Here is a 12,063-nt window from a genome sequence, read left to right on the forward strand (position 1 = left end):
GCACACTCTCCTCCCCCGCGCCCCGCGGCCACCCCGGTCCAGCGACTGCCGCAGACACCGACCCCACCGCGCTGGTCACCTTGCTGATGCTCGCCGACGGCCGTTTCCCTTCAGGCGGCCACGCACACTCCGGCGGCCTGGAAGCGGCAGCAGCGCTGTACGGCGTCAAGGACGTCACCACACTCACCGACTTTCTGCGAGGGCGCCTGGCAACGACGGGGCTGGTGTCCGCCGCGTTCGCAGCCGCGGCATGCGCCACGCTCGCCGACACCAACCACCCACCCCACCCGGCCCTTGTACGACTGGACCAGGAACTCGGGGCGCGGACTCCCTCACCGGTACTGCGCGCCGTCTCACGCCGGCTGGGACGCCAGCTGCTCCGCGTGAGCCGGACCGTCTGGCCCCACCCGCACCTGAATGAACAGGAAGCGCTGCCGGCGGGCGGCCCGTACCAGCCCATCGCCCTGGGAATGACGGCGATGGTGGCCGGGCTCAGGCCGCACGCCGCCGCGCTCGCCACCGCCCACGAGGCAGTACTCGGGCCGGCGACCGCGGCGGTCCGGCTGCTCGGCCTCGACCCGTTCGCTGTCCACGCGGCCGTCACCGCACTCGCACCGCAGATCGCCGAGGTCGCCGACCGCGCCACCCGCACCGCGACCGCGCCGCCCGAGGACCTGCCCTCCATGGCAGGACCACCACAGGAAATCTCCGCCGAATGCCACGCCACCTGGGAGGTGCGTCTCTTTGCCTCGTGAACAGCACAGCCGCCCCACCCCCGCCCGGAAACCGACGCAGCGACCCTGGTGACGGGCGAACACGTCTTGGTGGTCAGCGCGCTCGCCGACGACTACGTCACGCTGCGGCAGCGCCTGGACGCATCACTCACGGCGCTGGAAACCTTTCTCACAGGAGAGTCGGAGGCGCTCGCAGGACCCTCGCGGGTGGGGGTCTGAGCGGACCACGCTCCGCCAGTGCACCGTTTGACGCCGCGGTCCTCTCGCAATGTATCGACTTGCCCGTGGCGGACCGGGCCGGCCTGCTGCCGGCGCAGCACCGCGCTCTGGTGGCGCAGGACGAGAAGCTCGGCGTCTTTCGCGGCATCCCCGCGGAGCAGCAACGACGGCGGGGAGGGCAACCTCCGGGTCACCCTGTACAACGGGGACACGATCATCCGGACATGCTCCCGGCCGACGAACCGTCACCGCTGCCATCTGCGACGACGACTTTTCAAGCGGCACAGCGGTGAAGGACTTCCCGCCTCGCCACCGGCCGCTGCTCGTGACGGTCATTCCCGGACCAGAGATCAACGGCTCGGGAGCCCTGCACGCGTACGCGTGCCCTGGGCCCGGGGATTCACGGCGCACGGCTCGTGATCATGAACCGGTGAACCGGACGAGGATCGGTCGAGGCACCCGACGGTACTCGGGGCGGCACGGCCGGGCCCGGCACGCTCGCGTGCCGGGCCCGTGGTGTCAACGGTTCATGGCCGCCCAGAACTCCTCGAAGGACATCTGGCCGTCGCCGTTGGTGTCGAGCAGATCGATCAGTTCCTGGGCCTCCGGCCCGGTGATTTCGGAGCCCTCCAGCTCCGCCACGACCTTCCGGTACTCGTCTGCGGTGACCAGGCCGTCCCCGTCCACGTCGTAGCGCTCGAAGACCTTCCGCGCCGCCGTCTCCACGATGTCCGCCATGTGCTCCGTCTTTCTGCGATCTTCGCTGACGGGCCCACACTATCCGTCCGTCCGGGAGCAACGCGGGCGCTGCCCCGGCCCGCCCGGGCGCCCGTCCGTGGGCCGCGTACATCGTGGCGAAGGCCACGCCCCGACCGGAGCGACCACCGTTCAGGGCGTTCCGACCGAGCATCCCGGTCGGCCGCGGCCCGGATGCCCGTGCTGCTCGTGAACGTCGCCGAGCGGATCGTCGTCCCGGTCACCGTGCTGCCCGGCCCGGACGCGGGCGAGCCGTGCGAGGGGACGTTCCGGTGGGCGACGAAGCCCGCCCAGCCAAGACACCGAACGCGGGGCGTCCACCGCCACCAGCCGGCAGGCGAACGGTTCGAGACGATCGACACCTCGGTGCCGTCGGCTGAGCTCTGACAACACCAACGCAGGAAGGGGGCACGACGCGGGAAGTCTGCTGTTCTTCAACGGGCCGGTCCAGAACGGCGACTTCACTCTCACAGGCCGTCCGGCTGGGGGGCTCCCGACAACCACTGCACCACGACACTCGGCCCGAGGCGGCCGCGGCCGCCCTGTTCACCTCGTACGCAGGCGACACGTGCGGCGGGCCTTGCGGATGCGGCCGCTCCAGCAGCCCTCAGTCGCCGGCTTCGCGGAGGTCGTTGATGACGAGGTGGACGGGGTGTCCCTCGCGCAGCAGTCGGTCGGCGCTTGTGCCGTTGATGACGCGGTTGAGCACGTCCGGGGTGCAGCCGTCCGGCCGGAGCCGGCGGGCGACTCCGGGGCGGTAACGTGCGGCGGGTCAGGCCCGGATGCGGTCCCTGGCGGCGCGTGCCGCGAGCCGGTCTTGCTCTTCGCGTGCACGGCGGGCTTTCTCCTGGGCGGGTGTGGTGCCCTGCTTGCGCAGCTTCAGCGCCCGGTCGAGCGGGCGGCATGCGCGATCAGCGCGGCGTTCGTGGCGCCTCTTTTCGTCCAGGCCGAGGAAGACGCCCGCGTCGTCCATGCCGGACACCCCGTTCTCCCGAACAGTGCCCGTCTTCCGGTGTGCGGGACGTGCCGGAAGGTAGGCCTCTCGGGCCCTGGGCGCCAGGGCTCCGTTTCCCGCCGTCAAGGACGGCCGGGGATGGGGTGATGCCGGCGGGCAACGAGTTCTGCGTCCTCGGCCGGGGCTGACGCGGAACTCCGTCCGCTCCCTCATGGCGGTGCGGCAGTGCGCGGCGTCGGCCCCGCCCTCACCGGCCGCCAACTCACGACAGCCTGACCCACACATACGGCAGGAGAGCCCTCATTTCGTCTAGACCTATTTTGTCTAGACCTCTTGCCCCGCCCGTGATCTGCGGGCTACGTTTCCCGCTGTTCGGAGTCCTTCACGTTTCCCTCAACTCCCTTGATGGGCAAGGCTGGAAGGAGCATGTCCGCATGCAGGACCGGAGTCTGTCCAGACGAACCGTTCTCGCCTCCGCGACCGTGGTCGCTGCGAGCGCAACGGGCGTCGTGGGCGTGACGGCCACCCCCGCGGTCGCGCACCAGCGCGACAACCGCCTCAAGAAGATCATCTCCCAGATGAGCATCGAGGCGAAGATCGGCCAGCTGTTCGTGCCGTACTTCTACGGCACGTCGGCGACTTCTCCCAGCCAGTTCGACCAGGACCGCAACCTCAGGGAACTCGGCGTCCGCACCGTGGCCGAGCTCATCGCCAAGTACCACATCGGTGGTGTCATCTACTTCTCCGGCTGGGCGAACAACATCCAAGGCCCCCGCCAGATAGCGGACTTGACGAACGGTGTGCAACGGGTCTCGCTCGCCCTGCCCACCCCCATCCCGTCCCTTATCTCCATCGACCAGGAGCACGGGGCCAACGTCCGCATCGGCAGCGGCGCCACCCAGCTGCCGGGCGCGATGGCGCTCGGCGCGGGCCGCTCGCTCTCCGACGCGCGCACCGCCGGACGGATATCGGGCACCGAACTCGCCGCCCTGGGCATCCATCAGAACTTCGCCCCGGTCGCCGACGTCAACGTCAATCCGGCCAACCCCATCATCAACGTCCGCTCCTTCGGCGCCGACGCCCGCGAGGTCGGTCGCATGGTGGCGGCCCAGGTGACGGGTTATCAGCAGGTCGGCGTCGTGGCCTGCGCCAAGCACTTCCCCGGCCACGGGGACACCGGGGAGGACAGTCACACCGGACTGCCCGTGATCGCCCACACCCGCGAGGAGTGGGACCGCATCGACGCCCCGCCCTTCAAGGCCGCGATCGCCGCCGGCGTCGACTCGATCATGACCGCGCACCTCCAGGTCCCCGCGCTCGACCCCAGCAACGAACCGGCCACCCTGTCACCCACGATCCTCCAGGGCGTACTGCGCGACGAACTCGGCTTCGACGGCGTGATCGTCACCGACGCCCTCAACATGCGCGGCGTGCGCACCAAGTACGGCGACGACCGCGTGCCCGTCCTCGCCCTCAAGGCCGGCGCCGACCAACTGCTGTTCCCGCCGGACATCGACGTCGCCTACAACGGCGTCCTGGCCGCCGTCCGCAGCGGAGAGATCACCGAGGACCGACTCGACGAGTCGGTGCTGCGCATCCTGCGGGTCAAGGACAAGGTCGGCCTGCTCAGCGGCAGCCCCTACATCTCCCCGAAGGAGGTCGACCGGGTCGTCGGCGCCCGCAAGCACCGGCTCGCCGCCGCCCGGATCGCCGAGCGCACCACCACCCTGCTGGTCAACGAGGACGAGGCGCTCCCGCTGCGCCGCAGGCAGAAGAAGCTGCTCGTGGTCGGCGCCAGCCCGGCCTTCCCGACCGACGACACCCGCACCACGGTGCCCGAGCTGGCCAAGGCGTTCGACGAACTGGGCTACAGCACCACCCACCTCGCCACCGGCCGGGCGCCCGAGGCGGCGAAGATCGACGAGGCCGTGGCCGCCGCACAGGGGCGGGACGCGGTGGTGGTCACCACCGACAACGTCAGCGCCACCAGCGCCCAGCGCACCCTGGTGTCCCGGCTGCTCGCGACGGGCGTCCCCGTCGTCCACCTCGCGGTGCGCAACCCCTACGACATCGCCCACCTCGGCGACGTCCCGGCCTCACTGGTCTCCTACTGCTGGACCGAGGTCGAACTGCGCGCCGCCGCCCGGGTGATCGCCGGCCGGGTCGAGCCGCGCGGCAAGCTGCCCGTGCCCGTCCAACGGGCCGACGACCCGACCAAGGTCCTCTTCCGCTCCGGGCACGGCCTGTCGTACGACGACTGACGTCCGCGTCCCCACACAGCTTGCCGCCCCGGTACCCCCTGAAGGGGGAGCACCGGGGCGGCCGGCCCGATGCCGGCAACGCACCATCCCCGGCCGGCGGTCGACGCAGTGTGAACACCAGCGACAGCCAGAGCGCGGCCCGGGCGGCGCCGAGGTGGGCCGCGCTGCCGGCGATCGCCGTGCCGATCCGGGCGTCCGGCCGGAACGGCAGGACGATCATGTACGTCGCCGGCGCGAGCGCGGGCAAGCGGGGCGAGGGCCGCCGCCGTCACCCGCCAGAAGCCGCGCAGGTCGCGGACGGGGCGGCGGGTCGGCGCTCCCGGCGTGCCCGGCGTGCCGGGGCGGTGTCCGCCGTGCCGGGGCGGTGTCCGCCGTGCCGGGGCGGTGTCCGCCGTGGTGGAGGTCATGGTCACCCCTCCGTCACGGCGCGGGTCCGCAGTGCCGAGGCGACCAGCGCGACGCCGGCGAGGGTGACGAGGAGGGCGAACGCGACCGCGCCGACCAGCGCGCCGGGCACGTCGTCGACGAAGAACGCCGGGACGGCGCTGAGCCCCGACAGCAGGCGGGTGACGATCACGGCCACCGCGCCGGCGCGGCTGCCCCGCCAGGCCAGAACGGCGCCGACCAGGGTGATCAGCCCGAGTACGGCACCCACGACGGCCACCGCGACCGGAGGGTGCTCACCGTCGCCGAACGGCAGCGAGATCACGTCGATGAGGCCGAGCAGGCCGGACAGAACCAGTCCGGTGACAAGAAGGCGGGTGCGGTTCACGTGGTCCTCCTGAGTGCGGGACGAAGTACCGGTGCCGGAAGCACCGGTGCCGTGTCCGCAGTCTGGGTTCGCGGGTCGGGTCCGCGGATCGGGGCGGGCCCGGGACCGTTCTCCGTGCTGCCACGTATTCACTCCCGGTGACCGCCGCCCTACCCTGGGCGCGTGGCAACTCGGGGTCTGTTCGCTGTCGTCGCCGCGGTCCTGACGAGCGTGCTGGCAGCCGCCGGAGTGATCCTGGCGGTGCTCGGCGGTGACGGGGGCGCCACCGCGGCGTTCGCGGTCGGTGTGGCGTTCGCGCTGCCCTCCGTCGTGCTGGGCGTGGTGGCGGCGGTGCGCCGTCCGGACAGCGTGGTCGGGCTGCTGCTGGTGCTGGTCGGCGCTACGGCGGTGTGGCTCACGGTCGGCGAGCTGTGCGGGTTGCTCCTCGCGCGGCGGACGGACCTGGCGTTCGCACAGTGGTACGCGGCCCTGTCGCAGGGCGACTGGATGTTCCTGTACGTCCCTGCCGCGCTGCTCATGCTGGTCTTCCCCGACGGGAGGCTGCCGGGCCGGCGCCGGCGGTGGGCGGCGGCCGGACTGCTGGCCGTGCCGCCGCTGTTCATGCTGATCGCGGCGCTGGACCCCGCACCGTTCCGGCCGCCGTTCGAGGCGATGCCGCACCCTGTGCGGGTGCCCGAGCCCTGCCTCCCGGTGCTGCGCGCGGTGGCGTTCGCTCTGCTGCCGGTCTTCCTCGGGCTGCTGATCGCGTCCGCGGCGGCGGTGTTCGTCCGCTACCGGCGGGCGGCCGACGAGGTGAGGCGGGCGCAGCTCAAGTGGTTCGCGCTCGGTGCCGCCTTCCTGCCGTTGACGCTGCTGCTGTGCTGGGCCGGCTACCTGTTCCTCGGCGGGCCGGAGTTGGCGGTCGTCGGCCTGGCGGCGGCGGCCCTGGCGATTCCGGCCGCGACCACGATCGCGATCCTGCGGCACGACCTCTACGACATCGACCGGGCGATCAGCACCGCCGTCACCTACGGCCTGGTGACCACGATCCTGCTGGGCTTCTACACGGCCGCCTCGTTCGTGGCCGGCCTCGGCGCCGGACGGTCCTCACCGGTCGCGGCCGCCGCGGCCACCGCCGTCTGCGCCGCCGCGCTGTCCCCGCTGCGCACCCGGCTCCAGCGGTGGGTCGACGGGCGGTTCTACCCCGCGCGGCAGGCCGCGCTGACGACCGTTCAGGGGCTGCGCGGCCGTATGCACGCCGGACAGGCCCGGCCGGAGCAGCTGGAGCAGGCGCTGCGCGAGGCGCTGCGCGATCCGCTGCTCCGGGTCGGCTACCGGCTTCCCAGCGCGTCCGGGCTGGTCGACGCGGCGGGCGCGGCGCTGGACCCGGGGCAGGCGCACGTGGCGCCGGTCCGGCTCGGCGGGCACGACATCGGGGCGATCGTGCGGGGCACGACCGGCAGCCGGGAACTGCTGCGCGAAGTGGCGTCCGCCTGCGCGCTGTTGGTCGAGGTGGTCCGGCTGCGCATCGAGGTCAGCCGGGCGCTGGCCGAGGCCGAGGCCGGCCGCGGCAGGCTGCTGCGCGCCGGGTACGAGGAACGGCGGCGGCTCGAACGCGACCTGCACGACGGGGCACAGCAGCGCCTGGTCTCCCTGGGCATGGCGATCCGCCTGGCACAGCGCCACCTGGACGACGGCACGGTCGACGTCGACGACCTGCTCGACCGGTCGGTTGCCGAACTGGCTGCGGCCGTGGCCGAGTTGCGGCAGATCGCACATGGCCTGCGGCCGAGCAGCCTGGACGACGGGCTCGGCAACGCGCTGGCCATGCTGGCCGGCCAGGCACCGGTGCCGGTGGCGCTGGAGGTCTGCGCCGACGCATTGCCCGACGACGTGGCGATGACCGCCTACTACGTGGCGAGCGAGGCGATGACCAACGCGGTCAAGCACGCCGGCCCGGTCCCGATCGACGTCCGGGTCAGCCGGGTCGGTGACCGGGTCACGGTGCGGGTGGGCGACGAGGGGCCGGGCGGCGCGGCGATGCGCCCCGGCGCCGGGCTGGCCGGGCTCGCGGACCGGGTCGAGGCGGCCGGGGGCACGCTGCGGCTGTCCAGCCCGGCGGGTGGCGGCACCCTGGTGGAGGCGGTGCTGCCGTGCGCGTGGTGATCGGCGAGGACTCGGCGCTGTTCCGGGAAGGTCTGGCCCGCCTGCTGGCCGACGCGGGGTACGAGGTCGTGGCCAAGGCACACAACGCCCCGGAGCTGGTCTCCGCGGTCATGGCCACACGCCCCGATCTGGCGGTCATCGACATCCGGATGCCGCCCGATCTCACCGACGACGGCGTCCGGGCGGCCCGGCGGATCCGCGACGCCCATCCGGAGCTCGGGATCGTCCTGCTCTCCCAGCACGTCGAGACCCGGCACTCCGTCGACCTGGTGTCCCGGGGGCGGTTCGGCTACCTGCTCAAGGACCGGGTGTTCGACGTCGACGACTTCCTGGACTCGCTGCGCCGGGTGGCGGCCGGAGGTTCCGCCCTCGACCCGGAGGTGGTGTCGCGTCTGATCGGGGCGCACCGGGCCGCCGATCCGCTGGCCTCCCTGCCCGCCCGCGAGCGCGAGGTGCTGGCGCTGATGGCGGAGGGCCGCACCAACGTCGGCATCGCCCGCCGACTGTGGCTCACCCACCGCACGGTCGAGACCCACGTCAGCTCGATCCTCACCAAGCTCGGCCTGGCCAACTCCGCGGAGGACCACCGCCGCGTACTGGCCGTGCTCCTCTACCTCAACCGGGCCTGACGCCCGGCCGGCGAGCGGACGGAGTCCGCCCGTCGGCCGGGCAAGTGCCGTTTCCCGAAGGCACGGCGGCCTCCGGGAAACGGCGTTCACACCTGACGGGATGTCACGGGACGAGACGCAGAAGCTTGTTCGGCGAACCGGAGCCCGGGCTGGTGACCACGCCCGAAGTGGCGCCGTTCACCAGGGCCGCGGAAACCTGTGCCGGGGTGGCCGTGGTGTGGCCCGCGAGGTAGACCGCGGCCGCGCCCGCGACGTGCGGTGTCGCCATCGACGTGCCCGAGATGGTGTTGGTCGCGGTGTCGCTGGTGTGCCAGCCCGCCGTGATCGAGGAGCCGGGGGCGAAGAGGTCGAGGACCGAGCCGTAGTTGGAGTAGCTGGCCCTGGCGTCCGTACTGGTGGTGGCGCCGACCGTGATCGCCTCGGTGACCCGGGCGGGTGAGGAGGAGGACGCGTTGGCGTTCTCGTTGCCCGCGGCGACCGCGTAGGTGACACCGCTGGCGATCGAGTTGCGCACGGCCGCGTCCAGGGAGGCGGAGGCGCCGCCGCCCAGCGACATGTTGGCGACCGAGGGGCCGGAGTGGTTCCTGGTGACCCAGTCGACGCCCGCTATGACGCCGGCCGTGGTGCCCGAGCCGCTGGCGTTGAGCACGCGGACTGCCACGATCCTGGCCTTCTTGGCGACGCCGTAGGTGGAGCCCGCGATGGTGGTGGCGACGTGGGTACCGTGGCCGTTGCCGTCCGACGGCGTGCCGCCGCTGACGGCGTCGTAGCCGTACGAGGCCCGCCCGCTGAGCTGCGAGTGCGTGATGCGCACCCCGGTGTCGATGACGTACGCGGTCACGCCGCTGCCCGCCGAGTCCGGGTAGGTGTACGTGCCGGAGAGCGGGCGTGCCGCCTGGTCGATGCGGTCCAGGCCCCAGGGGGCATTGGTCTGCGTGGCGTCGAGGTGGACCTTCTGGTTCTGTTCCACCGTGGCGATCGCCGGGTCGGCCGCGAGTCTCCTGGCCTCGGTCGCCGAGAGGTCCGCCGTGTAGCCGTTCAGCGCGCTGCCGAACGTCTTCTTCACCGTGCCGCCGTACTTGGTGATCAGGCCCTTGCCCTTGCTCGACGCGGACTTGAAGTCCGCGGTCTTCTTGAGCGTGATGATGTAGCTGTCCTTGATTGCCGTGGGGGAGTCGGCGGCGAGCACTTTCCCTTCGGCCGGGGCGGCCTGGGCGGGAAGCGCGGTGAGTCCGCCCAAAAGGGCGGCGGTCGCAACACCGGTGAGGGCGGCGAAGCGGATCTTCCTGCTACGCGGTTGTGCCATGTGAGGGGGTCCTCCTCAGGCAAGCGCGCCTGGGTGTGGCGCGCGATGTGGGGGTGCGCGCGGGGTCGCGCACACGGCCCTGAGCGCTGCGTTCCGCCCAGGGCCGAGTAAAGAGTGTGGTAACTGGTGTTTATAATCAAGGGAGTTGAAGACTTGACATGTAAATGTCACATTCATGAAGTGGGTGAGGCCTTCCTCGCCGCCGGTGCCGCCGTCACCGGGACGGATCGTCGCGACGCGGACTTTTCCCTCGCAGCGACCACCTGGCGGATCGTGGACAGCGACGGCGCGACACGCACAGCGAGGGCCCCGGCGGTGCGGGCGCCGAGCCGGACCAGGACCTTCTGCGGGGCCGACCGTGCCCACTGGCCGATCGCGGTCCAGGACCTGGCCCCCGAAGTCACTGCACACGCGGCGACCAGCAGCACCGCCACGAACGGGTGACGCGCCCCCCGCCGTCGGCGTGGATCGGACAGCACTGCCGGCCGCTCGGCCGGCGACGGCAGTGCACGGTGCTGACGCGAGGGCGACTTGATCAAGCAGACGGTGGCAGACCGACGACACACCGAAGCTCCGGTTGCGGACGGCGACTCGGCGAGGTCATCCGTCTTCAACCGGAGCTTCGCTGCTTTCGTCGCGGCCTCCGCTCCGACCGCCACACTGCCGTGCCCAGACACCTCAGCGGTTTCTGACCGTCTTCAGCGGCATCTCACCCCACTTCCGGGCCCGCCGCCATCGGATGACCGCCCCGACCGCCGAGCCGAGATGGCCGTCCGCTTCACCATCTGGGACCAGATCACCGGCCCCGGCCGGCCCACCACGGCCTGAACACAGGACCGGACCGCAAGCCCACCACGCCCCCCGGCACACCGTCAGACACCGACCCGCCCAACAACGTGACAGCGCCTGCGGTACGGCTACCGGTGGCTCAACGCGGTCGACGACCCCGACCTCGCCCTCCTCGACCGGTCGGAGCTCGACGCCGTCGAGCGGCAGCTCCTCGGCGCCGGCGACCGCCACCCCGACGGCTCCCTCGCCCACGAGGGCTCCGGTGCCCGCCCCCTCACCGACTGGTGGCAGCACCTGACCGGCGCCCCGGCGCGTTGACCGATCACCCGACCCCGACCGCACCACCGCGAGAGACTGGACCCGTGGCCTCCCCCACCCCCTCGCACCCGCCCGGAGAGCCGTTCGCGTCCACCGTGCCGTACTACGCCGCCTTCCGGCCCCGCTACGCGCCCGAGTTCTACACCCTGCTCGCCGAGCGCTTCGGCCTGGACGGCACCCGGCGCGCCCTCGATCTCGGCGCCGGCCCCGGCACCATCGCCCTCGAACTCGCCCCGCTCGTCGGCGAGGTCATCGCCGTCGACCCCCAGAAGGGCATGCTCGAAGAGGGCCGCCGCCTGGCCGCCGAGCACGGCATCACCAACATCACCTGGCGCGAGGGCGACTCCACCACGCTGCCGAGGATGGACATCGGGCCCGTGCTGCTCACCGTCATGGGCGCGGCGTACCACTGGATGGACCGCGACCGGGTCGCCCGGGACCTCGACCGGATCATCGAACCGGGCGGAGCGATCGTCCTCGCCTCCCGCGGCGCCCCCGGCGACCTCGAACCCGCCCCCTGGCGGCAGGTCGTCGACGAGGTCCGCGCCCGCCACCTCGGCCCCGAGCGCCGCGCCGGCTCCGGCGCCTGCTCCCACCCCGAGGAACGCCACCAGGACGTCCTCGCCCGCTCCCCGTTCTCCCGGGTCGACACCGCGCACTGGGGCCACCCCCTGACCCGCACCGTGGACGAGGTCCTCGGCTGGGTCTTCAGCCTCTCCTACTCCAGCCCCGCCCGGCTCGGCGAGAAGAAGGACGCCTTCGAGCAGGACCTGCGCGCGGCGCTGCTCGCCTTCGCCCCGTCCGGCCGGTTCGACGAGGTGATCCACACCGAGGCGGTCATCGCCACCAGGCCCTGAAGATCCGCCTGGGACGGGAGAGGTCGGTCGTACGTACCGCCCTCACCCGTGATGGCGACCGGGGGTCCACGCAGCCTGACAGAGCAAGATCGATCCCGACCGGATCTCCTCACTGCAACGGTGCGGCGCGCCCGGCTCATCACCGCCGGACAGACCGCAGCGAACCCGTAAGCCCTGGGCGCCGCCCGACTCGAAGTCGTCCAGGAACTCCTCAACGACCTCCTGCCCCCACGCCGCGACCGCCGCTGCCAACGACTGAAGAAACCACCGAGGAACACGTTCGAAGACGCTGTCACGTTGTTGAGGGTGTGAGCGCCTGGCG

11 protein-coding genes are annotated in these 12,063 nt (G+C 72.2%); 6 read left to right on the forward strand and 5 right to left on the reverse strand.

The genetic code is table 11. The features are described 5' to 3' along the window. Positions 1-86: 86 nt before the first annotated feature. Positions 87-755: an urease accessory protein UreF gene (locus DIZ27_RS30570; protein WP_109381727.1), complete on the forward strand. Its 669-nt coding sequence runs from the start codon at positions 87-89 to the stop codon at positions 753-755. A gap of 717 nt (positions 756-1,472) precedes the next feature. On the opposite strand, the gene DIZ27_RS30580 is transcribed toward DIZ27_RS30570, so the two are convergent. Beyond that, positions 1,473-1,691 (reverse strand): EF-hand domain-containing protein, encoded by a 219-nt coding sequence (locus DIZ27_RS30580; protein ID WP_109381673.1) that lies wholly within the window; start codon positions 1,689-1,691, stop codon positions 1,473-1,475. 198 nt (positions 1,692-1,889) lie between these two features. On the opposite strand from DIZ27_RS30580, the gene DIZ27_RS45980 reads away from it, so the two are divergent. Further along, positions 1,890-2,096 carry a hypothetical protein gene (locus DIZ27_RS45980; protein ID WP_181383762.1) on the forward strand — a complete coding sequence of 69 codons (207 nt, stop codon included), beginning with the start codon at positions 1,890-1,892 and terminating at the stop codon, positions 2,094-2,096. 385 nt (positions 2,097-2,481) lie between these two features. Here DIZ27_RS45980 and DIZ27_RS30590 read toward each other — a convergent pair whose 3' ends face one another. Further along, positions 2,482-2,682, reverse strand: coding sequence for a hypothetical protein (locus DIZ27_RS30590; RefSeq protein WP_146229016.1), 201 nt, complete (start codon positions 2,680-2,682; stop codon positions 2,482-2,484). 416 nt (positions 2,683-3,098) lie between these two features. Here DIZ27_RS30590 and DIZ27_RS30595 point away from each other — a divergent pair, with 416 nt between their 5' ends. Beyond that, positions 3,099-4,925 carry a glycoside hydrolase family 3 protein gene (locus DIZ27_RS30595; RefSeq protein WP_109381676.1) on the forward strand — a complete coding sequence of 609 codons (1,827 nt, stop codon included), beginning with the start codon at positions 3,099-3,101 and terminating at the stop codon, positions 4,923-4,925. Positions 4,926-5,334: 409 nt separating this feature from the next. Here the strand turns inward: DIZ27_RS30595 and DIZ27_RS30600 are convergent, their stop codons facing one another. After that, the gene (locus tag DIZ27_RS30600) at positions 5,335-5,697 is read right to left on the reverse strand and encodes a hypothetical protein (protein ID WP_109381677.1); all 363 of its coding nucleotides are present in this window, start codon (positions 5,695-5,697) and stop codon (positions 5,335-5,337) included. A 162-nt stretch (positions 5,698-5,859) separates the two neighbouring features. Between DIZ27_RS30600 and DIZ27_RS30605 the strand changes: the two genes are divergently transcribed. Continuing rightward, complete coding sequence (locus tag DIZ27_RS30605) at positions 5,860-7,842, forward strand: histidine kinase (protein WP_109381678.1); 1,983 nt, start codon at positions 5,860-5,862, stop codon at positions 7,840-7,842. Beyond that, entirely contained in the window at positions 7,830-8,471 is a 642-nt protein-coding gene (locus tag DIZ27_RS30610; RefSeq protein ID WP_109381679.1) for a response regulator transcription factor, read from the forward strand. Before DIZ27_RS30605 ends, DIZ27_RS30610 begins: the two co-directional genes overlap by 13 nt. Before the next feature lie 103 nt (positions 8,472-8,574). Here the strand turns inward: DIZ27_RS30610 and DIZ27_RS30615 are convergent, their stop codons facing one another. Continuing rightward, positions 8,575-9,777, reverse strand: coding sequence for a S8 family peptidase (locus tag DIZ27_RS30615; RefSeq protein WP_109381680.1), 1,203 nt, complete (start codon positions 9,775-9,777; stop codon positions 8,575-8,577). Positions 9,778-9,950: 173 nt separating this feature from the next. After that, entirely contained in the window at positions 9,951-10,454 is a 504-nt protein-coding gene (locus DIZ27_RS48510) for a transposase family protein (protein ID WP_309074925.1), read from the reverse strand. Between the two features lie 474 nt (positions 10,455-10,928). On the opposite strand from DIZ27_RS48510, the gene DIZ27_RS30635 reads away from it, so the two are divergent. Continuing rightward, positions 10,929-11,741 carry a class I SAM-dependent methyltransferase gene (locus DIZ27_RS30635; RefSeq protein WP_109381681.1) on the forward strand — a complete coding sequence of 271 codons (813 nt, stop codon included), beginning with the start codon at positions 10,929-10,931 and terminating at the stop codon, positions 11,739-11,741. Positions 11,742-12,063: the final 322 nt, after the last annotated feature.

The sequence above is a fragment of the Streptomyces sp. NWU339 genome, from assembly GCF_003143855.1.
Lineage (GTDB): Bacteria > Actinomycetota > Actinomycetes > Streptomycetales > Streptomycetaceae > Streptomyces.

Bases quoted from the DNA above. Each gene is read 5' to 3' on its own strand.
- DIZ27_RS30590 (WP_146229016.1), bottom strand. From the start codon at position 2,682: ATGGACGACGCGGGCGTCTTCCTCGGCCTGGACGAAAAGAGGCGCCAC.
- DIZ27_RS30595 (WP_109381676.1), top strand. From the start codon at position 3,099: ATGCAGGACCGGAGTCTGTCCAGACGAACCGTTCTCGCCTCCGCGACC.
- DIZ27_RS30615 (WP_109381680.1), bottom strand. From the start codon at position 9,777: ATGGCACAACCGCGTAGCAGGAAGATCCGCTTCGCCGCCCTCACCGGT.
- DIZ27_RS30580 (WP_109381673.1), bottom strand. From the start codon at position 1,691: ATGGCGGACATCGTGGAGACGGCGGCGCGGAAGGTCTTCGAGCGCTAC.
- DIZ27_RS30570 (WP_109381727.1), top strand. From the start codon at position 87: ATGCTCGCCGACGGCCGTTTCCCTTCAGGCGGCCACGCACACTCCGGC.